This is a genomic window from Comamonas testosteroni (assembly GCF_014076415.1).
In the GTDB taxonomy this organism is placed as follows: domain Bacteria; phylum Pseudomonadota; class Gammaproteobacteria; order Burkholderiales; family Burkholderiaceae_C; genus Comamonas; species Comamonas testosteroni_F.
Map to the genome: position 1 here is coordinate 1,698,406 of NZ_CP043568.1, position 22,816 is coordinate 1,721,221.

Consider the following 22,816-nt stretch of genomic DNA (forward strand, 5'->3'; position numbering starts at 1 on the left):
TGTGGCGCTAGTTCAGCTCTCGGGTAGCGAGTCCGCGTTGGCGCCCACTTCCAGTGCAGCCATCTTTCCCAGCATGGTTTCCAGTGCATCCAGTGTGGCGTCCAGCAGATCGGGGGGCAGCTCCTGCATGACTTCGCTGCGGACATCCGCCACGATGGTCTTGACGGTCTCGACCTGCAGCAGTCCGGCCTTCGTGAGCTGTATGCGCTTGACGCGCCGATCGGCATCATCGATGCGTTCCACCCAGCCTTGGGCCTGAAGGCCGTCAATCAGGCGCACGATGGAAGAGCTGTCCAACGCCAGCGCCAGAGCAAGGTCCTTTTGCCGCATGGCACCCGCGCAGCGCTCCAGGTGGACCAGGGGCAGCCACAGCGCCTGCGTCAGACCCAAGGGGGCCAGGACCTTATCCAGCGTGCGTCGCCATTGCTTGCTGACCTGCGCCAGGACGAACATGAGCTGGCGCTGACGACTGGACAGTGAGGCGGTGCTGGACATTCCGAATGCATTTAAATAGTTGGAATTCAAATTATTGCGCAAACAGTATTTATCTTGTTAACAGGGTTTTAGACAAGGATGCGGTGGCCTGCTGTCGTCAGACATGGCGCCTTGTCGAGTGTGCGTTGCATCGTCCAAATGGAGTGCGGATTTGCCTGTGATGTGGACAGCTCCCGCTTGCCCAAGAATTTCCTGATTGCTGACGGGAGAGCAGCGGCAAAACGACAAATCACCACAGGAGACAGACTCTATGCAAAGCCCTGCGTGCATTCGATCCCACCACAGGCCAAACCGACGTTTGGTGAGCCTGGCCGTTGCAGGGTTGCTGGGCTGGCTGTCCATACTGGCGCTGGCTGCGGAGCATGTGGATGACGCTCATATCGAAGCCAATGCAAGGACCGGCAAGGACTGGCCCAGTCATGGGCTGAACTATCAGGAAAATCGTTTCAGCCCGCTCAAGCAGATCCACAGTGGCAATGTGGACCGGCTGGGTCTGGCCTGGTCGTACAAGCTCGATTCGTCGCGCGGCGTGGAAGCCACACCCATCGTGGTGAATGGGGTGATGTATGTCTCCGCCCCCTGGAGCGTGGTGCATGCGGTGAATGCGCGCACGGGAAAGGCGCTGTGGACCTACGACCCACAGGTGCCGCGCGAGATGGCCTACAAGGGCTGCTGCGATGTGGTCAATCGCGGTGTGGCCGTCTACAAGGGCAAAGTGTTTGTGGGTGCCTTCGACGGGCGGCTGATTGCGCTGGACGCTGCCACGGGCCGGCAGGTCTGGTCCACGGACACCATAGACAACAAGAATTTCTCATACACCATCACGGGCGCTCCGCGCGTGTTCAAGGGCAAGGTCTATATCGGCAATGGCGGCGCCGAATATGGTGCTCGTGGTTATGTGACGGCCTATGACGCCGAGACGGGCAAGCAGGTTTGGCGCTTTTATACCGTGCCCGGTGATCCGGCTCAGGCTTATGAGAGCAAGGCGCTGGAGGAGGCTGCCAAAACCTGGGATCCGGCAGGCAGGTATTGGGAGAGCGGCGGTGGCGGAACGGTCTGGAGCTCGCTGGTGTTCGATCCCGAACTCAATCAGATGTATATCGGCGTGGGCAATGGCTCGCCCTGGGCGCACCGAAAGCGCAGTCCTGTCGGGGGAGACAACCTGTATCTGGGCTCCATCGTGGCGCTGGATCCGGACACGGGTGCCTACAAATGGCATTACCAGGAAACACCGGGCGATAACTGGGACTTCACTTCAGCCCAGGATATCGTGCAGGCTGACCTCAGGATTGATGGCAAGCTGCGCAAGGTATTGCTGCATGCGCCCAAGAATGGCTACTTTTTTGTGATCGACCGTCAGAGCGGCCGATTCATCTCCGCAAGGAACTTTGTGCCCGTGAACTGGGCCAGGGGCTATGACGGCAACGGCCGTCCCATCATGGAGGAGGCCGTGCGCAGCGCCGGCAAGGCCGAGATCATTCCCGGCCCCCGGGGGGCGCATAACTGGCATTCCATGGCCTATAGCCCGCAGACGGGGCTGGCCTATATTCCGGCTCAGCATATTCCCACGGCCATGGCCGACGATCCGAACTGGGCCGGCTTCAACAGCAATACGCCGGGCCAGCTCATGAGCAATACCGGCTGGAATACGGGACGCGTGATGCTGGAGCCCAGCAGCCTGCCTTTTGGTCGCCTGATCGCCTGGGACCCGGTGCGGCAAAAGGAAGCCTGGCATCAAAAGCATGTCTCGCCCTGGAATGGCGGAACGCTGGCGACGGCCGGCGATCTGGTCTTTCAGGGAACGGCCGATGCGCGACTGGTGGCCTATCACGCCAGAAGCGGCAAAAAGCTCTGGGATGCTCCCATGGGCAGCGGCGTGATTGCGGCTCCGGTGAGCTATGAACTCGATGGCAGGCAATATGTCTCGATTGCCGTCGGCTGGGGTGGTGCTTTTGGCCTCGGTGACCGCGTGGCCGACTTCAGGAGCCCCGGCACGGTCTATACCTTTGCACTGGGAGGCAAGGCCCCCATGCCGGAACGGGTGGCCTATCAGATGAGTGCCTTGATTGGCGGGCTCGGGTACGACCCGCAACTGGTGCCGGCCGGTGCTGCACTCTACAACAGCAACTGCATTGCCTGTCACGGCTACCCGGGCGTCAGCAAGGGTGGAGCCCTGCCCAGCCTGACCTATCTGCCTGCGGCCATGATTGACAATCTAGGCAGTTTCATCATCAACGGCCCGGCCACCTCACGAGGCATGCCCGATTTTGCGGGCAGGCTCGGCGATGATGATGTGCAAAAGCTACGCGCCTTCATTCTCGCAATGGCAGATGCGGTGAGGCCGGGTCAGCCAGAAGAAAAAGGCCAATAAGCAGGCTCATCAAGGAATTGCTTTCGTAAAAAGGCGACATCCTCGCTCGCCTTTTGCATGCCAGGAATGGCGGCTCAGAGACCCAGCGACTTGAGCAGGTCGTCGGTATCGCTGGAGGCTGCCGCCGTGTTGAGAGCTGCAGGCGCTTGTCCAGTTTGGGCTTCCCGGGCCTGGGCCATGACAAGATCAGGGTCCGGTTTTTCCTGGGCTTCGAAGTCCTTGATCTTGATGAACTCCATGTGATCCACCGCCATCTCCAGATAGAAGATGTTGTTGTTGCCTGTGTAGAAGGTCACGCGGCGCGCTTCCGGGGCATCCAGATTGGCATCCACACTCAGATTGACCTGCTTGTTCAGGCGGATCATCTTGGGCTGACTTTGCGCGATATGGGTCTGCAGTTCGCGCTGCACCTTGCTGGTGAAGTCGCCAACGACCTGGTTCATCAGCTCGCCCATGACGTTGCTCACATCGTCCGAGGTATAGGAATTGGCCAGATCGCTCTCGGCCATGCCCATGGACAGCAGATAGCTGCGGTAGAGCTCCATGGCCGCATCGGCCGAGAAGTTGATGATGATGAGCGCAGAAAAACCACCATCGATCAGCACAAAGCAGCCGATATCGGGTTTGAGACTTGTCTTGGTGATGCGTTGCACCATGCCCGAGTACTGAATCGGGCACTGGGTGGCCACCTGCAGCACGCGCGAGACGGAGTTGCACAGGGCAATCAGCACATCTTCGGTGCCGTGGACGATGGGGGCGGTGGGTTGGCTCATGGCTGCATTGGTTCAAGAGATCGCTGATTATGTATGCAACACTTTGTTGCATTGAGATATCTGCAGCAATTGCAGGCTGCCGCTGTCTGTTAACGTGCCTGCTTTTGAAAGATCAGAGGTATTCATGCAGAGCAAGCTGTGGCGCCTGGCAGCCAGTGTCATTGTGGTGACGGGTTTGACCGCCTGTTCGAGCTTGTCCGGCATGACGGACAAGGTTTCCCAGACCTGGGACAAGACCTGGACCGGTCTGACGGGCAAGAAGCAGGTCCAGACCCAGACCGAGGTCAAGCAGGCCGGCCCTGCCGCCGTAGGCCTCAAGCCCGGCGAGGAAAGCGGGCGCTGGCAGGGCCTGTACAGCCTGGACGGCGAGACGGCCCGGTTTCAGGAGTGTGAAAGCGGCCAGATCATCGGCGTTCTGCCCGAGGGCGACAGCGTGCTGCTGGAGCAGGCCTATCTGAACACGCGCAGCAGCGCCACCGTCGCCATGCTGGCCGAGGTGCAGGGCAGGGTGGTGGAGCGAGCCGTGGCCGATCCGGTGCTGGCACGGCAGGGGCGCAAGATGCTGGCGCTGCGGGTGGAGCGCTTTGTCGCGCTGTCCAGCCAGGCGGCCTGCCGCAATGCCAAGGCCAACTGGTAGGCAGCGGCCCGCTACCGAAAGCACTTTTGATAGCTGCCGGCGCTTTGCATAAAGCGCTGCAGCCGTTTTATACCTATTTTGCAGCGGCGCGCGCCTGCTCCAGCCAGCCGTCAAAAGTCTGCTGATGGGCTTTGATCCAGCCGTCCACATGGCGACTGACGTCGGCCGAGCTGCTCTCGCCCTGGCGCATGCGCATGTTCTGGGCGTTGATGTCCTCGATAGGCAGCTGCATTACGGCAAATAGCTTGGCAGCGGCCGGATTTTTCTCGGCCCAGACCTTGTTGGCCAGGATGTACTGCTGATTGAGCTTGAAGCCGTAGTTCTTGCCATTGGGCAGCTGGGTCTGGTCTTCGCCCTGGGCACCGGGGACATTGGGTACCTCCAGCCAGCTGACTTCCTTGCCCGGGCGCAGCACTGTGTTCACCCAGAACGGGGTCCAGACGTAGTAGAGAATGGGCTTGCCGCTTTTGTAGCGGGTGATGGTGTCGGCAATCAAGGCCTGGTAGTTGCCTTGCCTGTGGGTGATGCTGGACTCCAGATCCAGTCCCTTGAGATGTTTGTTGATGGCCAGCTCGCAGCCCCAGCCAGGGTTGCAGCCCGTCAGATCGGCCTTGCCGTCGCCGTCGGTGTCGAACAGCGCCGCCAGCTTGGGGTCCTTGAGCTGCGTGATGCTGACGATTTTGTACTTCTCGGCCGTCGCCTTGTCGATCAGATAGCCTTGTACCGCATTGCGCGAGTAAGTGCCGGCGCGATAGAAGGCCTTGTCTGCGCCATTGTTCTCATAGAAGGCACGGTGCAGAGGCATCCAGTGAGTGGCGGTAAAGGTGGCGTCGCCCTGGGCCACGGCCACATGCTGGGTGCCGTTTTCCAGGCTCTTGACGGGCTGTACCCGGTAGCCCAGCTTCTCCAGAGCACGCGAAACCAGCAGGGTCTGGAACATTTCCTCATCCACCGTGCCCTTGAGCGGCTGCACCGAGATGCCTTTGCCGGGCAGGTCACCAGAGTTGGTTTGCGCTTGTGCGGCGGCGGCGCCAAAGCTCAGCAAGGCGATGGCAGCCAGATGGCGGGAATGGAGCTGCAGGGGCGGGAAAGGCGAATGTGCGGGCTTGTTGCTGTGCATGAATACTCCTTGGATGCTGGGTGCCTACCCCGAAATCGGCATGAGAAAAGCGAGAGGGTTGATGAAGGAAACGGCCCCCGGACCAGGTCCGGTGCGCCGTTGGCGAATCAGGATTTCAGGGCTGCGGCCTTGGCCTGGGCAATCCAGGCGTCAAAAGTCTGCTGGTGGGCCTTGATCCAAGCGTCCACATGGCGGTGGATATCGGCGGGCTTGCTTTCCCCTTCGCGCAGCAGCTGGTTCTGGCGGCTGATGTCGCTGATGGGAATCTGCATGATCTCGAACAGCTTGCCGGCGGCCGGGTTCTGCTCGACCCAGAGCTTGTTGGCCACGATGTACTCGTTGTTGAGCGGAAAGCCGTAGTTGCGGCCATTGGGCAGCTTGGTGTCGGTGCTGGCCTGCACCCCGGGCATGGAAGAGCGCGACACCTGCAGCCACACCACTTCCTGGCCGGGGCGCAGCACATTGCTGAGCCAGTAGGGCGTCCACGCGTAATACAGCACAGGCTTGCCGGCCTTGAAGCGCGCCAGCGTGTCGGCAATCAGTGCCGGATAGTTGCCCTGGGTGTAGCTGACAGTGTTTTCCAGGCCGAAAGCCTTGATCTGATGGGCCACCACGGCCTCGCCACCCCAGCCGGCGTTGGGGCCGATCAGATTGGCCTTGCCGTCGCCGTCGATATCGAAGAGGGCCGCCAGTCCGGGATCCTTGAGCTGGTCGAGATGGGTGATCCTGTGTTTGTCGGCTGTCTTCTTGTCGATCATGTAGCCCTGCGCGGCACCGGCTGCATACACGCCCTTGCGCGAGAGCTTGGCATCGCCGCCGGCCTGCTGATAGAACTCGGCGTGGTGCGGGTTCCAGTGGTTGGCCATGAAGCTGGCATCGCCATTGGCCACTGCCACGTGGATCAGCGGGTAGTCCAGCTCTTCCCAGGGCTTGACGGTGTAGCCCAGCTGCTGCAGTGCCTTCATCACCAGCAGCGTCTGGAAGTTCTCTTCGGCCAGAGCGCTCTTGACGGGCAGCACCGTGATGCCCTTGCCCGGAAGCGCATCGCCTGGCACCTTCTGTCTGGCCGCCCAGCTAGGCGACTGACCAAGACCCAGCGCCGCAGCGCCGGCCGTGCCCAGCAGCAGCTGGCGCCTGGTGTGTCGGTTTGGGCTCGGAGTCTGCACAGACTTGCTCATTGTTCTTGTCTCTCCTTGGTATGGGTGGGCTTTCGGCCCGATTGAAAATGACACCCCACGCGCCCCACTGCGTGTGGTTCGCTGCCCCTCCAGGAGGGGCGTTTTTGTCTTGGGGCGGCCCGGCGATAAAAAACGGCGGCCGCGCAAGCGGTCGCCGTGATTCGGGTGTTGTGATCAGGACTTCTTGGCAGCCGCCAGCGCCTGGCTGATCCAGCCGTCGAAAGTCTTCTGATGGGCCTTGATCCAGCCGTCGGTATGACGCTCGATATCGGAAGCCTTGTTCTGGCCCTGGCTCATCATGTAGTTCTGGGCGTTGATGTCGCCCACGGGCAGCTTGATGATTTCAAACAGCTTGGCTGCCGCAGGGTTCTGCTCTGCCCAGGCCTTGTTGGCCACGATTTGCTGGTTGTTGGCAATGAAGCCGTAGTTCTTGCCGTTGGCCAGTTTGGTGTCCGTGCCGGACTGTTCGCCGGGCAGTGCGGAGAACGGGACCTGCAGCCAGACAACATCCTTGCCGGGCTTGAGCACATTGCTCACCCAGTAGGGCGTCCAGGTGTAGTAGAGGATGGGCTTGCCGGCCTTGTAGCGTGTGATGGTGTCGGCCATCAGCGCCGAATAGGTGCCCTGCTTGTGAGTGACCGTATCGCGCAGCTTGTAGGCGCCGAGCTGGTGCTCGATCATGGCCTCGCAGCCCCAGCCGGGCGTGCAGCCTGTCAGGTCGGCCTTGCCGTCACCGTCGGTGTCGAACAGCTTGGCAATTTCGGGGTTCTTGAGCTGCCCCAGATTCGTGATCTTGTGCTCATCGGCCGTCTTCTTGTCGATCAGATAGCCCTGAGCTGCATTGGCCGAGAACACACCCTTGCGGTAGAGCTTGGCGTCGCCGCCCGCATTCTTGTAGTAGTCGGCGTGCAGCGGGTTCCAGTGGTTGGCCATGAAGGTGGCGTCGCCGTTGGCCAGTGCAATATGGGCCGTGGGGTATTCCACTTCCTTCATGGGCTGGACCTCGTAGCCCAGCTTTTCCAGGGCCTTCATGACGAGCTGGGTCTGGAAGCTTTCTTCGGCAATCGAGCTCTTGAGCGGCTGGACCTTGATGCCCTTGCCTGGAAGCTCGTCGGCAGCGAAGGCACCAGTGCTGACCATGGACAGGGCCATGGAGGCAGCGGCTGTGCTGGCAAGCAGCCAGTGGCCCAGGCCGTGGCGGATGCTGGCGGTGTTGTCGGCTGTACTCATGCGTTCTCCTTGTTCTTTATTCAGATCGTTGCTGGCTTGGCGGCTTCGCTACCGGGCTTGGGAGCTGGTGCCGAGTGCTTGTTGCCCAGCAGACGCACGGCCAGACCCGCTGGGCCGGTGGTCCACCAGCGGGCACTGCCGCGCTTGGGCTCGCCCATGGCCTGGGTGATGCGGTCCAGCACGATGGCCAGCAGCACGATGCCCAGGCCGCCAACGGTAGCCAGACCCATGTCCAGACGGCCGATGCCGCGCAGCACCATCTGGCCCAGACCGCCGACGGCGATCATGGAAGCAATCACCACCATGGACAGGGACAGCATCAGCGCCTGGTTGATACCGGCCATGATGGAGGGCATGGCCAGTGGCAGCTGCACCTTCCACAGCAACTGGGCAGGCGAGGCACCATAGGCACGGCTGGCCTCGATCAGGTCGGGGCGCACCTGGCGAATGCCCAGATTGGTCAGGCGGATCAGCGGCGGCAGCGCAAACACGATGGTCACGATCACTCCGGGCACGTTGCCGATACCGAACAGCATGACCACCGGCACCAGATAGACGAAGGCCGGCGTGGTCTGCATGGCGTCCAACAGCGGGCGCGTCCAGCGCTGGGCACGGTCGCTGCTGGCCAGCAAGATGCCGACGGGTAGACCGATCACGATGCAGAAGAACAGCGATGTCAGCACCAGGGCCAGGGTGACCATGGCTTCGGACCAGATGCCCAGCAGGGCCACAATCAGCAGCGAAACTGCCGAGCCAATGGCCAGCTTGCGGCCTGCAAACTGCCAGGCCAGCAGGGCAATCAGCAGCACCAGTGCCGGCATGGGGATGGTCTGCAGCACATCGGTCACACCGTTGAGCGTGGCGTCGATGGGGGTACGAACAGCCTGGAAGAACGGGCGGAAATGATCAACCACCCAGGTGAGGCCGTTGTTGATCGAGTCCTGCACGGGCAGGCCTTCGGTGGTGATCTGATGCCAGAGCTGGCCTATGCCGCCGTCATGCTCGGGCACATCGGTGGGCGAGGGGGCGCTGAGCCAGTCGGTGCTGCTGACCTGGCTGGCGGCATCGCCGCTGCTCCAGGCATCGGCGCCTGAGCTGGCATCCGCATCGGCATAGGAGGCGGCCCAGGGATCGGCATCTGCCGCCGAGCTGGTGACATGGGTGCTGACCGGCTCGGCGGCGGGCGCAGAAGCTGCGGCCCACGGGTCGTCAAAAGCCGCGCTGGTGGTTTCTGTGTCGGGATTGTTCAGTGCGTTGTCGTTCAAATCGGCTCCCTTCTTTTATAGCGCTGCGTGCTGGGCAGCTTGCGTGTTGGACTTGGGCTGGAAGTGCTGGTCCAGCTTGATGGGCGGAATTTCCTTCTGAGGTGGCGGCACCGGCGGGGTGGCGCGATCCAGGAACTTGAGCATGGTGGTGCGACTGATAACGCCCAGGTATTTGCCCTCTTCATCCACCACAGGCAGCGGGCAGGCAGGAGTGGCTACGGTGCCGAACAGTTCGGCCACCGGCGTGCTGCTGGCGATAGGCTGCACATCGGAGATGAAGGCGTGCTTGAGGCCCAGCATTCCCTCGTGGCCGTGCAGTGCATCGCGCAGCGACTGCGACGAGACCACGCCCAGAAAGCGTTTGCGGGCATTGAGCACATAGGCGTAATCGCGGTCGGAGTCCTCCAGCAGGCGCAGCGCGGCGCGGCAGCCACGGTCGCTATGTTCGGAAATCACGGTCAGCGCCTGACGGGCGATGTCGGCGGCCTTGAACACGGCTGCCGCATCCACGCCTTGAATGAAGGTGCGCACATAATCGTTGGCCGGGTTGCGCAGAATCTCGTCGGGCGTGCCGACCTGCTGCACCATGCCGTCCTTCATGATGGCGATGCGGTCGCCAATGCGCATGGCTTCGTCCAGATCGTGAGAGATGAAGACGATGGTGCGGCGCTTGATTTCCTGCAGACGCAACAGTTCGGACTGCATCTCGGTGCGGATGATGGGGTCCAGTGCCGAGAAGGCCTCGTCCATCAGCAAAATGGACGGGTCGGAGGCCAGTGCGCGGGCCAGGCCCACGCGCTGCTGCATGCCGCCGGAGAGCTCGTCCGGGTAGCTGGCGCCCCAGGCACCCAGGCCCACCTGCTCCAGGGCATCCTGCGCCTGCTGCTGGCGCGTGGCGCGGTCCACGCCGGCCAGCTCCAGACCAAAGGCCGTGTTGTCCAGCACCGTGAGGTGGGGCATGAGGGCAAAGGACTGGAACACCATGGAGATGTCCTTGCGGCGCAGCGCACGCAGTTCCTTGTCATTGAGCGTATTGATGTCCTGGCCGTCGACCAGGATGCGGCCGCTGGTGGGCTCGATCAGGCGATTGAGCATGCGCACCAGGGTGGACTTGCCCGAGCCCGACAGGCCCATGACTACAAAGATTTCACCGGCTTCGATGGTGAAGTCGGCGTCGAACACGCCGATGGATTGCCCGGTCTGGGCGAGGATCTCCTGCTTGCTGCGGCCCAGTTTCACAAGATTGAGCGCGGTTTTCGGATCGTTGCCGAAGACCTTGAAGACATGATCGATAGCGATTTGCTTGGCCACTGTGGCGTTCTCCTTTTTGATGAGATGGAACACAGTCCAGCGCCCACAGCCGGCGATGCCGGTGGGCGCTGGCGCACAAGCCAAAATAAAAGCCCTGATGCCGCAGCTCAGCCCGGTCTTGTGGACAGGACTGCGCAATGCAGATGGCGCAGCGATGGCGCCGAGTTTTCAGCCCGGATGGCACAGCCAGGTGTGCGCAAGAGCTGGCAAATTGGAAGAAGCAGCTGGCTGGCAGAGCGGGTACCGACTGGCACGCATCTGCACGGCTTCTTGTCAGGCCAACCCCGGCAATATCGGCCGGGGAGAGCCCCCTACATCAGGGCCGTGTTTCGGCCCGGTTGACGGGGCTGCGCCAAAGAGCGGCAAGCGCTCATGAATTGACACAACGATCCGCCGGGAAGTGAGTCAACCGCATCTCAACAATGCGGTGACGACCTGCGCGGCAGGTTGTAAATGACTTTTAAATATATCGAATTGGGTTTTATGCGTCAAATCAAGCTGTAAGCTTTGCCGCCCGCATCCATCGGAAATCGTGCCATTGAAACATTTGCATACGCAAAAACAGGAGGTGCAAGTGCTTGATAGATAAGGCGTAGCAGCCTATCGAGGGCTTTTTTTTGCCGGTTGTCAGCTTTTGACGCGTTTTACCGCTGCCACGGGCATGAAAAAAGCCCCTTCATGGTCAACCATGCGGGGCTTTTTGGAGCGGGGCCTGCTTCAGTGGTGAGCGCTTTGGGTGAGCTTGTCGGTCAGGGCAATGGCCAGGGCGCTGAGCAGGAAGACCACATGGATGATGGTCTGCCACATCAGTACCTGCACTTCATAGCTGCCGGCATTGATGAAGCTCTTGAGCAGGTGGATGGAGCTGATGCCGATGATGGACAGCGCCAGCTTGACCTTGAGTACCGAGGCATTCACATGGCTCAGCCACTCGGGCTGGTCGGGGTGGGATTCCAGGCCCATGCGGCTGACAAAGGTTTCGTAGCCACCCACGATGACCATGATCAGCAGGTTGGAGATCATGACCACATCGATCAGGGCCAGTACCACCAGCATGATGATGGTTTCGTTCAGGTGGGTGATCTGGACATCGCTTTTGTAGCCAATATTGGTGATCAGGGCATGCAAGGCTTCCTGATTGCCGAAGACCGCCTCCACCAGATGCCAGAGCTCCAGCAGAAAGTGCCAGACATAGACACCCTGGGCGGCAATCAGGCCCAGGTACAGCGGCAGCTGCAGCCAGCGGCTGGCAAAGATCAGCGAGGGCAGGGGGCGCAATGCGCCATAGGGCTGGAAGCCGCCATGCTGCGTGTGGAGGGTGGAGTTGCCTGCTTCGTCTGAAGGGATGCGGCTCATGATGTGTGCTCGGGGCGGACTGGATGCGATGAGTGGGCAACGGGATGCCGCCACCTTGTAAGACTGGTTTTGCTGGGGCCGCGTCCCGGACTGCCTGCGCCTTCGAGAGCAGGCCGTAATGTGGGCCCAGGCCTCTGCAGCAGCAGGTGCGCGATTCTAAGGGTTTGTTCCAGGGTGTTTTGAAAAAAGTGCAAGCAAATCAACACCAAGCAGGCACTTTCTGCTGCAAAAATGGGAGCGAATGACAGACTTGACGGCACGCAAAAGCCGCTTGTCAATTTCAGTCAGTGGGGTGTAAGACCGAGCCTTGACAGTACACCCACAATTATTTCATTGCTTATGCATCAGGAGACAAAACGATGAGCGCTGCGACATCAACCATCGAATCCGTGCTGGTGGAAAACCGTGTGTTCCCGCCGCCTGCGGATTTCGCCGCCAAGGCCCGCATCTCGGGCATGGCGCAGTACCAGGCCTTGTGCGATGAAGCCGAACGCGACTATGAAGGCTATTGGGCGCGTCTGGCCCGCGAGAACGTGAAGTGGAGCAAACCCTTCACCCAGGTGCTGGACCAGAGCAACCCGCCGTTCTACAAATGGTTTGCCGACGGCGAGCTCAACGCCAGCGCCAACTGCCTGGACAAGCACATGGGCACGCCCGTGGAGAACAAGACGGCCATCATCTTCGAAGCCGACGGCGGCGAGGTCACCAAGGTCACTTACAAAGAGTTGCTTGCCCGCGTCAGCCAGTTCGCCAATGCGCTCAAGGCGCGCGGCGTGCAAAAGGGCGATCGCGTGCTGATCTACATGCCCATGACCATCGAGGGTGTGGTGGCCATGCAGGCCTGTGCACGCATCGGTGCCACACATTCCGTGGTGTTCGGCGGCTTCTCGGCCAAGGCCGTGCAGGAGCGCATCGTGGACGTGGGCGCCAGTCTGGTCGTCACCTCCAACTACCAGATGCGCGGCGGCAAGGAGTTGCCGCTCAAGGCCATCGTCGACGACGCGCTTGCGCTGGGCGGCTGCGAAGCCGTCAAGAGCGTGCTGGTCTATGAGCGCACGGCCACCGCCTGCAATATGGTCGCGGGCCGCGATATCAGCTTCACCGATGCGCTGGCCGGTCAATCCACCGAGTGCGAGGCCGTGCCCGTCAATGCCGAGCATCCGCTCTTCATCCTCTACACCAGCGGCTCCACCGGCAAGCCCAAGGGCGTGCAGCATGCCACCGGCGGCTATGTGCTTTGGGCCAAGCAGACTTTCGAGTGGACCTTCGATGCCAGGGACAGCGATGTCTTCTGGTGTACGGCCGATATCGGCTGGATCACTGGTCACAGCTATGTGGCCTATGGCCCGCTGGCGGCCGGCACCACGCAGATCGTCTTCGAAGGCGTGCCGACCTTCCCCAATGCGGGCCGCTTCTGGCAGATGATCGAGCGTCACCAGTGCAGCATCTTCTACACGGCGCCCACGGCCATTCGTTCGCTGATCAAGGCGGCGGACTCCGACCCCAGCGTCCACCCGAAGAACTGGAATCTGTCCAGCCTGCGTCTGCTGGGCTCGGTGGGCGAGCCCATCAATCCCGAGGCCTGGATGTGGTATCACAAGCATGTGGGCGGCGAGCGCTGCCCCATCGTGGACACCTTCTGGCAGACCGAGAACGGCGGTCACATGATCACGCCGCTGCCCGGTGCCACGCCTCTGGTGCCCGGCTCCTGCACCCTGCCTCTGCCCGGCATCACGGCGGCCATCGTCGATGAGGCCGGCAACGAGATCCCCAATGGCGCCGGCGGCATCCTGGTGGTGAAAAAGCCCTGGCCCTCGATGATCCGCAACATCTGGGGCGACCCCGAGCGCTTCAAGAAGAGCTACTTCCCCGAAGAGCTCAAGGGCTATTACCTGGCCGGCGACGGCGCGGTGCGCAGCGAGGATCGTGGCTATTTCCGCATCACGGGCCGTATCGACGATGTGCTCAATGTCTCGGGCCACCGCATGGGCACCATGGAAATCGAGTCGGCCCTGGTGGCCAAGACCGATCTGGTGGCCGAAGCCGCCGTGGTTGGCCGTCCCGACGACCTGACCGGCGAAGCCATCTGCGCCTTTGTGGTGCTCAAGCGCGGCAAGCCCACGGGCGAGGAGGCCAGGCAGATCGCGGCCGAGCTGCGCAACTGGGTGGCCAAGGAGATCGGCCCCATTGCCAAGCCCAAGGACATCCGCTTCGGCGACAACCTGCCCAAGACCCGCAGCGGCAAGATCATGCGCCGCCTGCTGCGCTCGCTGGCCAAGGGAGAAGCGATCACCCAGGACACCAGCACGCTGGAGAATCCTGCGATCCTGGAGCAGTTGTCGGAGGTCAACTGATGCAGAAACTGCCTTCGGCAGTGGGCAGCGCTGCGGTGGCTTCTGAGGCTTCCTTATCGGATTGGTCGACGCGAGGTGGCCGCCCGATCGGGTTGTCCCGCAAATACCGCTGATCTGACTGCGTGATGACGACAAGGCCGCTGGACGTAGCGGCTTTGTCATTTCTGGCGCTTGCTGACGCGGGGTGGTGCGATCTTGGGTTAAAACAAGGCATCCCGGAGTACAAGGAGAAGAGTATGAACTTTCGCACCATCTGCATTGCCCTCATCGTGGCCCTGATTGCCGTGCTGGCAGCCTTCAACTGGACGGCGCTGTCGGCTCCTGCCGCGGTTTCGCTGGGTCTAACCGAAATCCAGGCACCACTGGGCGTTCTCATGCTGGGGCTGACGATTTTGCTGAGCGTGTTTTTCATCGCCTATGTGCTGTGGATGCAGGGCTCGGTGCTGCTGGAGGCGCGTCGCCACGCCAAGGAGATGCAGGCCCAGCGCGATCTGGCCGACAAGGCCGAGGCTTCGCGTTTCACCGAGCTGCGCAGCGTGCTCGAAGCACTGCATGCCAGGGACAAGGAAGAGGTGATGGCCAGGCTCGACGTGCTGGAAGCGCATCTGGTGCAGCGTGCCCAGGAGTCGGACAACAGCACGGCCGCCTATGTGGGGCAGCTGGAGCAGCAGGTCCACCAGATCAATCGCTGATGCTTCAGTATTGATAGCTTTCAGCGGTTTCCCCTTAAGAGATTAAGGCATATTCGGCATAAAAAAGCCGCTGCAGTGCAGCGGCTTTTTCGCGCAAGCGGACCGAATTACTTCTTGTCGTTGCCCAGCTGTGGCAGAGCGTTGGCGCTGCTCACGCTCAGCAGGCCGGCTTGCGAGTAGATGGCCAGCTTGGCGCGGGTGTCGATCAGGTCCAGGTTGCGCATGGTCAGCTGGCCGATGCGGTCGATGGGGCTGAAAGGCGCATCTTCGACCTTTTCCATGGACAGACGCTCGGGAGCGTAGGTCAGGTTGGGCGACTCGGTGTTCAGGATGGAGTAGTCGTTGCCGCGGCGCAGTTCCAGCGTCACGGTGCCGGTCACGGCGCGGGCCACCCAGCGCTGCGAGGATTCGCGCAGCATGATGGCCTGGGGGTCGAACCAGCGGCCCTGGTACAGCAGACGGCCCAGGCGCAGGCCGTTGATGCGGTACTGCTCGATGGTGTCTTCGTTGTGGATGCCGGTCACCAGGCGCTCGTAGGCAATGTGCAGCAGGGCCATGCCGGGGGCTTCGTAGATGCCGCGGCTCTTGGCTTCGATGATGCGGTTTTCGATCTGGTCGCTCATGCCCAGGCCGTGGCGGCCGCCGATGTGGTTCAGCTCCAGGAAGACTTCCACGGCATCGGTGTATTCCTTGCCGTTGATGGCCACGGGGCGGCCTTCTTCGAAGGTGATGGAGACTTCTTCCGCCTTGACTTCGACTTCGGGCTTCCAGAAAGCCACGCCCATGATGGGGTTCACGATGCGGATGCCGGAGTTCAGGAACTCCAGATCCTTGGCTTCGTGGGTGGCGCCCAGCATGTTGGAGTCGGTGGAGTAGGCCTTCTCGGCCGACATCTTGTAGCCGAAACCTTCCTTGGTCATGAAGGCCGACATTTCGGCACGGCCGCCCAGCTCGTCGATGAAGTTGCTGTCCAGCCAGGGCTTGTAGATCTTCAGTGCGGGATTGGTGAGCAGACCGTAGCGGTAGAAGCGCTCGATGTCGTTGCCCTTGAAGGTCGAACCGTCGCCCCAGATGTTGACGTCGTCTTCCTTCATGGCCGCCACCAGCATGGTGCCGGTCACGGCACGGCCCAGGGGCGTGGTGTTGAAGTAGGTGATGCCACCGGTGGAAATGTGGAAAGCGCCGGACTGGATGGCGGCAATTCCTTCGTTGGCCAGCTGGGGGCGGCAGTCGATCAGGCGAGCCTTTTCTGCGCCATATTCCATCGCCTTGCGGGGAATTTCGTCGTAGTCGGCTTCGTCGGGCTGGCCCAGGTTGGCCGTGTAGGCGTAGGGCAGGGCACCCTTGTTCTTCATCCAGCGCAGGGCGGCAGAGGTGTCCAGGCCGCCGGAGAAGGCGATGCCGACCTTCTGGCCGACGGGAACATGTTGCAGAATGGTTTCCATGAGATTTCTCTTCAAAGTGATAGCTGCAAGCGCTTGATGGGTAAGCGATTGGGGCTGAAAAGGCTTGAAATTCTCGGGTCTGGCCCAAAGCCGGGCCAGGCGCGGATTACGCGTAGTGGCAGATGTAGTGGTAAGCCTCGGTCACGCGTATGTCGAACTTGGAGTTCGCGGGGATCTGAAAGCTCTCGCCAGCCGAGGACTTCTTCCACTCGTCGCTGCCGTCGAGCTTGTATTCGCAGGAGCCGCCCACGCATTCCATGATTTCTGCAGCTGCGGTGCCAAAGGTCAGCGTTGCAGGCAGCACCACGCCCACCGACTTCTTGGTGCCGTCGGCCAGGGTGAAGCTGTGGCTGACGCACTTGCCGTCAAAGTAAACATTGGCCTTGGTGGTGAGGCTGACGCCTGCGATGGTTTCGGTGGTCATGGAAGAGGTACGCTGTGCGTGGTCGAAGGTCAAAAGCATTGATTTTAGGCCACGGGATTTGCACCTGCGCGAATGCTTGGCAAAGGCAGGAAAAACAAGAGCCCCGTGACGGGGCTCCTGAGCGGCTCGCAAGGCCGGATCGGCTTGGATCAGCGGCGCCAGCCGTGGCCGCCATGACCGCCGTGCCAGCCCGGACGGTAGTAATGGGGGCGGGTGGCGTAGTAGGCGCCCGCGCCAATGGCTGCGCCGATCAGCAGCGGCGCCACATAGTCAGACGCCGAGTAGGTCGAGCCTACCGAATAGGTTGGCGCAACGGGCTGAGGGGCGTAGTAGCCGCTGTCGTAATTCTGCGGATAGCTGGTGCTGTACGCTCCCTGAGGAGCCGTCTGGGTGCTGTAGTAGCCGTCGTTGCTGTAGACCGGGTCGTTGGCCACGGGTTGCACGTTCAGCGCAATCCATCGGCCGGGTGGGTTGGCGGTCTGTGTGGTGTAGCTGCGACCGTTGTACTCGTAGGTCACGTTGTAGCCCACGGTACGGTTCTGATAGAAGGTCTGCGTGCTGCACTGGCGCATGTTCTGGTACTGCACCGGGCCGGAGGCTTCGGCCTGATTGCCCAGCATGGCTCCGCCGACCACACCGGCTGCCGTGGCCGCTGCACGGCCGCCGCCACCGCCGATGGCATTGCCGATCAGGCCGCCTGCAATAGCTCCGACCACGGCGCCTGCACCGGTGGGACGAGGAGCGACCGCCACCGGCTGGTCGCTGCAGACTTGCTGCGGCACGGCGACCTGCTGGGTGATGGGGGTTGAGGACAGCACGCGGCCCTGCTCCTGGGCATAGGCCCCAGTGGCGGCCACGGCGGTCAAAGTCAAAACTGCCAGAGTTTTCATCAACATCTCTCCTGTCTCTGAAGCTTTAACGCATCAGATCACCAGAAAGTTTAGGGGATCTGTGTAAATTCAAGCTCTCGGCCCCGTAAAACTAGGTAAAGCCATGTGTAAATGTGAGCGGTTGCTTATGTATTTTGCATCGTATCCCATTCATCAGCCTTGAAACCGACGGTAATTTTCCCGTCGGCCCATTCCACCACGGGGCGCTTGATCGTGCTGGCGTGCTCCTGCATCACGGCAGCGGCACTGGCTGCGTCAACGGCAGCAGCTTTGGTCGCATCATCGAGCTTGCGCCAGGTCGTGCCCTGGCGGTTGAGCAGCTTTTCCCAGCCCACGGCCTGCATCCACCGGGGCAGACGCTCGGCGGGAACGCCCTGCTTCTTGAAGTCGTGAAACTCGTAAGTAATACCTTGCTCACTGAGCCAGCTGCGTGCTTTCTTGACAGTGTCGCAGTTGGGGATGCCGTAGACGGTGGTGATCTTGCTCATGGTGTTCGGTATCGGTGAAACGGTTGGAGTCAGATGTAACGCATTTGCCAAGTGCCGGCAGCCATAGGGCCTCTGACAGTGGGCGACAATAGCGCCCAGTATGCACACCATATTCCCCACCTTGGATGCCTGGCTGGCTTATTGCGAGCGCCTGCATCCCCAGAACATCGCCCTGGGTCTGGATCGCGTGCGTGAAGTCGCACAGCGCATGGGCCTGCAATTCGACTGCCCCGTCATCACGGTGGCCGGCACCAATGGCAAGGGTTCGACCTGTGCCATGCTGGAGGCCGTGGCACTGCAGTCCGGTTTTCGCCCCGGTGTCTATACCTCGCCGCATCTGGTTCACTTCGAAGAGCGCTGCCGTGTGGGCGGCGAGATCGTCAAGGCCGAGGAGCTGATCCCGCATTTTGAAGCGGTGGAGCAGGCCAGGGTCAAGGATGGCAAAGAGGTTGCACTCACTTACTTCGAGTTCACCACGCTGGCCATATTGCGCCTGATGAGCCTGTCCAGGCTGGATGTGGCGATTCTGGAAGTGGGTCTGGGAGGCCGGCTCGATGCCACCAACATCATCGATGCCGACTGCGCCATCATCACCAGCATCGATCTCGATCACATGGAGTTGCTGGGCCCTGACCGCGAAAGCATAGGCCGCGAAAAAGCCGGCATCATGCGCGCCGGTCGTCCCGTCATCGTCAGCGACCCGGTGCCGCCGCAAAGCGTGATCGATCACGCGGCCGAAATCGGTGCCGACCTCTGGCGCTTCGGCAAGGACTTCAACTACGACGGCGACAAGCAGCAATGGGGCTGGGCCGGCCGTGGCCGCCGCTATGCAGGACTGGCCTATCCGGCGCTGCGCGGCGCCAATCAGCTGATGAACGCTTCCGGCGTGCTGGCAGCCTATGAAGCCATTCGCGGCAAGCTGCCGGTGACGGCGCAGGCCGTGCGCACGGGCTTGTCCATGGTGGAGCTGCCCGGCCGCTTCCAGATCGTTCCCGGCCAGCCTACGCTGGTGCTGGATGTGGCGCACAACCCGCACTCGGTGGCGGCGCTCACGGCGAATCTTGATGCCATGGGTTACTTCCCGACCACGCATGCCGTATTCGGTGCCATGGCAGACAAGGACTGGGAGCCCATGCTCACCAAGGTGGGGCCGCTGGTCGACCGCTGGTATTTCACCGATCTGCCAACCCCGCGTGCGGATTCTGCAGAAAACCTCAAGGCCAAGCTGCAGCAGCTGCAGGCCCAGGGCGTGATCCGCAAAGATGTGAGCATGCAGACCTTTGCCAATCCCCAGCAGGCCCTGGATGCCGCAGTCGCGGCAACGGAGGCGGCTGATAGAATCGTGGTCTTTGGATCGTTCTTCACCGTGGGCGGAGTGTTGCAAAACGGCACGCCTCGTCTGAACGCCAAACACCTGGCTCACTGAGTCAGCGGTCTGCCGCCCCGGCTTTTGCCGGGTGACAGGCCTCAACAAGTCCTCACTCATGGCATTTTTCAATTTCCGTTGGCCTGGCAAAAAAGACGAAGCCGAGTCCGTGGCTGGAGCCAAGCGCCCCAGTCGCCTGGCCCAGGGCGAAAGCGTGGAAGCCATGCGCCGCCGCGCACGTCATCGTCTCATCGGGGCGGCCGTGCTGGTGCTGATCGGTGTGGTGGGCTTCCCGCTGCTGTTCGATACGCAGCCACGCCCCATTCCGGTCAATATCCCGATTGAAATTCCCGATCAGGCCAATTCGGCCCCTGAGGTCGTGCCTGGCACCCAGGTGGCGAGCCAGACGGCAGCACCGTCAGGGCGTGTTGCTGCCAATGCGTCTCTGGATGATGGTGAAGAAGTGCTTGCACCCTCGGCCAGGCCTGCAGCTCCTGCGACTGCTGCCATTGCGCCGGCTGCACCTGCGGTCGGGGCTGCGGTGACTGCGGCAGCCGTCGGCACAGCCGCGGCGGTGGCATCTCAGGTCAGGCCCGAGCCCAAACCAGAGGTCAAACCTCAGCCCAAGCCGGAGCCTAAGCCGGAAGTAAAGCCCGAGCGCAAGCCGGAGCCCAAGCCCGAAAAGCCCAAGGCCGAGGTCAAGCCGGAGGTCAAACCTGAGGTCAAGAAGCCGGAAGCCAGACCCGAGCCCAAGCACAAGCCTGAGGCACCCAAGGTGGACGAGGCCGCTCGTGCCCGTGCACTGCTGGAGGGGCGCAGTACCTCGGAGGCTGCTCCGGCCAAGGAAACCGCAGCGACCAACGAACGCTTTATCGTTCAGATCGGCGCCTTTGCCGAAGTCGGCAAGGCCAACGAAATCAAGGGCAAGCTGGGGGCCGGAGCCTTTACCCAGACCGTGGATACCAAGGATGGCAAGCGCACACGGGTTCGCATGGGACCTTTCAAGAGCCGCGAAGAAGCCGAGAAGGCTGCCGCCAGGGCCAAGGCCCTGGGTTTGCCGGCATCGGTGTTCAAGGCTTGAGCCCGGTTTTCCGGCAACGGTTTGATTGATGAGCACGCTGGACTGGATTTTTGTGGTCGTTGTGCTGGGCTCCTTGTTGCTGGGGGCCTGGCGCGGTCTGGTCTATGAAGTCCTGTCCTTGCTGGGCTGGCTGGTGGCCTTCATGGTCGCGCGGACCTGGGCGCAAGAGGTGGCGGTATGGCTGCCGCTGGACGGCTGGGACATGCAGCTGCGTTATGCGGCGGGCTTTGTGCTGCTGCTGGTGGGGTCCATGTTTGCCTGGGGAGTGATCTCCTGGCTGTCCAAGCAGTTGATTGAGGCCGTGGGTCTGAGGCCTGTGGATCGCACCCTGGGCGCATTGTTCGGTGTCCTGCGTGGTGGTCTGCTGCTGCTGGTGCTGGCTCTGGTGATCCAGTACACGCCGTTGCACAAGGCTTTGTGGTGGCAGGACTCGGTGCTGGCGCCCTGGTTGACCGAGGCGCTGGGCTGGGTGCTGCCTGCTCTGCCAGAGGATTGGGGGCAGTATTTGCCCAAGGCTTCCTCTTGAAGCGAATTTTTTTGCCGCAATTTACCTAAGGGTTGAAAGTGGCTAAGGCGCTTGCTGTAAAACGCAGTGGGTGCCGACGAGAGTTTGGTGTTGGCGTGATCCGCCATGCCGGATATCAAAGCGCAGGCTAGCCAATGGGTGGCGAAGCAGGCGAGTGTGGCGAAGGGCGACTTTCGCGAACAGATGGAACGCAACTATGTGTGGAATCGTTGGTGTGGTGAGCACCACACCCGTGAATCAGCTGATTTATGACGCTTTGCTGCTGCTGCAGCACCGTGGGCAGGATGCAGCCGGCATCGTGACCCAGCAGGAACGCAAGTTCTTCATGCACAAGGCCAAGGGCATGGTGAAGGATGTGTTCCGCACCCGCAATATGCGTGCTCTGCCCGGTGATGTGGGTCTGGGTCAGGTGCGGTATCCCACTGCGGGCAATGCATCCAGCGAGGAAGAGGCTCAGCCCTTCTACGTGAATGCGCCCTTCGGTATCGTCATGGTGCACAACGGCAATCTCACCAATGCCAAGCAACTGCGCCGCGAACTGGCGGACACCGATCATCGCCACACCAACACTGAAAGCGACTCCGAAGTCCTGCTCAACGTGCTGGCGCACGAGATCGGTCGCGCCTCCAGCGGCGCGCCGCTGCAGAGCGAGGAAATCTTCAAGGCCGTGCGTGCAGTGCACAAGCGCATCAAGGGCTCTTACGCCGTGATCGCGCTGATCGCCGGCTACGGCCTGCTGGCCTTCCGCGATCCCTTCGGCATTCGTCCGCTGTGCATGGGGCGCGGCAATGACGGCACCATCATGCTGGCCAGCGAGTCCGTGGCGCTGGAAGGTACAACCCATCAGTTCGAGCGCGACATTGCTCCTGGCGAAGCGATCTTTGTGCACAACGACGGCCGTGTCGAGAGCCAGCAATGCGCTGAAAAGACCCAGCTCAATCCCTGTGTGTTCGAGTATGTGTATCTGGCACGTCCCGACTCCACCATGGACGGCATTTCGGTCTATCAGGCTCGCCTGAACATGGGTGAGACGCTGGCCAAGCGCGTGATCTCCATGGTGCCGCCCAATGAAATCGATGCGGTGATTCCCATTCCCGAATCGAGCCGCCCCAGTGCCATGCAACTGGCCCAGTTGCTGGGCAAGCCCTATCGCGAAGGTTTTGTGAAGAACCGCTATGTGGGCCGTACCTTCATCATGCCCGGCCAGGGCGCGCGCAAGAAGTCGGTGCGCCAGAAGCTCAACGCCATCAGCAGCGAGTTCAAGGGCCGCAATGTGCTGCTGGTCGATGACTCCATCGTGCGCGGCACCACCTCCAAGGAAATCGTGCAGATGGCGCGCGATGCAGGTGCCAACAAGGTGTATCTGGCCTCCGCTGCGCCACCCGTGCGTCACCCCAACGTGTACGGCATCGACATGCCCACGCGCTCCGAGCTGGTGGCTCACGGCCGTACGGTCGAGGAAATTCGCCAGGTCATCGGCTGCGACGCGCTGATCTATCAGGACGTGGAAGCCATGAAGCAGGCCGTGGGCAAGATCAATGCCCAGGTGAGCGGCTTCGAGGCATCGTGTTTCGACGGTATCTATATCACCGGCGATATTTCCGATGAAGAGGTGACGGCGCTCAACGAGGGCCGCAATCGTGGCAGCGAAGAGGAGAGCGAAGACACTTCGCGCCTGTCCTTGCCGAATGCTCAGGAAAGCTGAGCGCTGGCGTTCAATCGCAGCGAATGACTGAGTGTGAAGGGTTGCTGAGGCAACCCTTTTCATTCGGGAGGACAATGGCAGAGCTGCGCGGTCGGTGTGCTCTTTAATC

General features: G+C 61.5%; 21 protein-coding genes. 9 read left to right on the forward strand and 12 right to left on the reverse strand.

Features of this window, described 5'->3' with window-relative positions:
- Positions 1 to 12 precede the first annotated feature (12 nt).
- On the reverse strand, positions 13 to 495 hold the full coding sequence (locus F0P97_RS07660; RefSeq protein WP_182286297.1) for a MarR family winged helix-turn-helix transcriptional regulator: 483 nt from the start codon (positions 493 to 495) through the stop codon (positions 13 to 15).
- 250 nt (positions 496 to 745) lie between these two features.
- On the opposite strand from F0P97_RS07660, the gene F0P97_RS07665 reads away from it, so the two are divergent.
- Positions 746 to 2,866: a PQQ-dependent dehydrogenase, methanol/ethanol family gene (locus tag F0P97_RS07665; protein ID WP_420093896.1), complete on the forward strand. Its 2,121-nt coding sequence runs from the start codon at positions 746 to 748 to the stop codon at positions 2,864 to 2,866.
- Positions 2,867 to 2,940: 74 nt separating this feature from the next.
- On the opposite strand, the gene F0P97_RS07670 is transcribed toward F0P97_RS07665, so the two are convergent.
- Complete coding sequence (locus F0P97_RS07670) at positions 2,941 to 3,639, reverse strand: DUF3334 family protein (RefSeq protein ID WP_182286299.1); 699 nt, start codon at positions 3,637 to 3,639, stop codon at positions 2,941 to 2,943.
- Positions 3,640 to 3,763: 124 nt separating this feature from the next.
- On the opposite strand from F0P97_RS07670, the gene F0P97_RS07675 reads away from it, so the two are divergent.
- Positions 3,764 to 4,276, forward strand: a complete 513-nt coding sequence (locus F0P97_RS07675) for a hypothetical protein (RefSeq protein ID WP_182286300.1) — start codon at positions 3,764 to 3,766, stop codon at positions 4,274 to 4,276.
- 73 nt (positions 4,277 to 4,349) lie between these two features.
- Here F0P97_RS07675 and proX (F0P97_RS07680) read toward each other — a convergent pair whose 3' ends face one another.
- The 6 genes from proX (F0P97_RS07680) to F0P97_RS07705 form a co-directional block, all read right to left on the reverse strand.
- Positions 4,350 to 5,396 carry a glycine betaine/L-proline ABC transporter substrate-binding protein ProX gene (gene proX, locus F0P97_RS07680; RefSeq protein WP_182286301.1) on the reverse strand — a complete coding sequence of 349 codons (1,047 nt, stop codon included), beginning with the start codon at positions 5,394 to 5,396 and terminating at the stop codon, positions 4,350 to 4,352.
- A 107-nt stretch (positions 5,397 to 5,503) separates the two neighbouring features.
- Entirely contained in the window at positions 5,504 to 6,574 is a 1,071-nt protein-coding gene (gene proX, locus F0P97_RS07685; RefSeq protein WP_182286302.1) for a glycine betaine/L-proline ABC transporter substrate-binding protein ProX, read from the reverse strand.
- A gap of 174 nt (positions 6,575 to 6,748) precedes the next feature.
- Positions 6,749 to 7,804, reverse strand: coding sequence for a glycine betaine/L-proline ABC transporter substrate-binding protein ProX (proX, locus tag F0P97_RS07690; protein ID WP_182286303.1), 1,056 nt, complete (start codon positions 7,802 to 7,804; stop codon positions 6,749 to 6,751).
- Between the two features lie 20 nt (positions 7,805 to 7,824).
- Entirely contained in the window at positions 7,825 to 9,069 is a 1,245-nt protein-coding gene (proW, locus tag F0P97_RS07695; protein ID WP_182286304.1) for a glycine betaine/L-proline ABC transporter permease ProW, read from the reverse strand.
- Between the two features lie 15 nt (positions 9,070 to 9,084).
- Positions 9,085 to 10,380 (reverse strand): glycine betaine/L-proline ABC transporter ATP-binding protein ProV, encoded by a 1,296-nt coding sequence (gene proV / locus F0P97_RS07700; RefSeq protein WP_182286305.1) that lies wholly within the window; start codon positions 10,378 to 10,380, stop codon positions 9,085 to 9,087.
- Between the two features lie 717 nt (positions 10,381 to 11,097).
- On the reverse strand, positions 11,098 to 11,736 hold the full coding sequence (locus F0P97_RS07705) for a YqhA family protein (RefSeq protein ID WP_182286306.1): 639 nt from the start codon (positions 11,734 to 11,736) through the stop codon (positions 11,098 to 11,100).
- A 359-nt stretch (positions 11,737 to 12,095) separates the two neighbouring features.
- Between F0P97_RS07705 and acs the strand changes: the two genes are divergently transcribed.
- Together acs and F0P97_RS07715 are read left to right on the forward strand one after the other, a co-directional pair.
- Positions 12,096 to 14,090: an acetate--CoA ligase gene (acs, locus tag F0P97_RS07710; protein WP_182286307.1), complete on the forward strand. Its 1,995-nt coding sequence runs from the start codon at positions 12,096 to 12,098 to the stop codon at positions 14,088 to 14,090.
- A gap of 236 nt (positions 14,091 to 14,326) precedes the next feature.
- Positions 14,327 to 14,782 (forward strand): LapA family protein, encoded by a 456-nt coding sequence (locus tag F0P97_RS07715; RefSeq protein ID WP_182286308.1) that lies wholly within the window; start codon positions 14,327 to 14,329, stop codon positions 14,780 to 14,782.
- Between the two features lie 107 nt (positions 14,783 to 14,889).
- Here F0P97_RS07715 and argG read toward each other — a convergent pair whose 3' ends face one another.
- The 4 genes from argG to F0P97_RS07735 form a co-directional block, all read right to left on the reverse strand.
- Positions 14,890 to 16,227 carry an argininosuccinate synthase gene (argG, locus tag F0P97_RS07720; protein WP_182286309.1) on the reverse strand — a complete coding sequence of 446 codons (1,338 nt, stop codon included), beginning with the start codon at positions 16,225 to 16,227 and terminating at the stop codon, positions 14,890 to 14,892.
- A 106-nt stretch (positions 16,228 to 16,333) separates the two neighbouring features.
- Positions 16,334 to 16,651, reverse strand: coding sequence for a pyrimidine/purine nucleoside phosphorylase (locus F0P97_RS07725; RefSeq protein ID WP_003057202.1), 318 nt, complete (start codon positions 16,649 to 16,651; stop codon positions 16,334 to 16,336).
- A gap of 149 nt (positions 16,652 to 16,800) precedes the next feature.
- Complete coding sequence (locus F0P97_RS07730) at positions 16,801 to 17,541, reverse strand: glycine zipper 2TM domain-containing protein (RefSeq protein ID WP_182286310.1); 741 nt, start codon at positions 17,539 to 17,541, stop codon at positions 16,801 to 16,803.
- Positions 17,542 to 17,666: 125 nt separating this feature from the next.
- The gene (locus F0P97_RS07735) at positions 17,667 to 18,029 is read right to left on the reverse strand and encodes an ArsC family reductase (RefSeq protein ID WP_182286311.1); all 363 of its coding nucleotides are present in this window, start codon (positions 18,027 to 18,029) and stop codon (positions 17,667 to 17,669) included.
- Between the two features lie 100 nt (positions 18,030 to 18,129).
- Between F0P97_RS07735 and folC the strand changes: the two genes are divergently transcribed.
- The 5 genes from folC (at position 18,130) to purF (ending at position 22,707) form a co-directional block, all read left to right on the forward strand.
- Complete coding sequence (gene folC / locus F0P97_RS07740) at positions 18,130 to 19,455, forward strand: bifunctional tetrahydrofolate synthase/dihydrofolate synthase (RefSeq protein WP_003078158.1); 1,326 nt, start codon at positions 18,130 to 18,132, stop codon at positions 19,453 to 19,455.
- 58 nt (positions 19,456 to 19,513) lie between these two features.
- A complete protein-coding gene (locus F0P97_RS07745) occupies positions 19,514 to 20,476 on the forward strand; it encodes an SPOR domain-containing protein (protein WP_182286312.1) in 963 nt (320 codons plus the stop codon).
- Between the two features lie 28 nt (positions 20,477 to 20,504).
- Complete coding sequence (locus F0P97_RS07750) at positions 20,505 to 21,002, forward strand: CvpA family protein (RefSeq protein WP_182286313.1); 498 nt, start codon at positions 20,505 to 20,507, stop codon at positions 21,000 to 21,002.
- A 105-nt stretch (positions 21,003 to 21,107) separates the two neighbouring features.
- A complete protein-coding gene (locus tag F0P97_RS07755) occupies positions 21,108 to 21,254 on the forward strand; it encodes a hypothetical protein (protein ID WP_003057184.1) in 147 nt (48 codons plus the stop codon).
- Positions 21,199 to 22,707 carry an amidophosphoribosyltransferase gene (gene purF / locus F0P97_RS07760; RefSeq protein ID WP_003061095.1) on the forward strand — a complete coding sequence of 503 codons (1,509 nt, stop codon included), beginning with the start codon at positions 21,199 to 21,201 and terminating at the stop codon, positions 22,705 to 22,707. Before F0P97_RS07755 ends, purF begins: the two co-directional genes overlap by 56 nt.
- Positions 22,708 to 22,816: the final 109 nt, after the last annotated feature.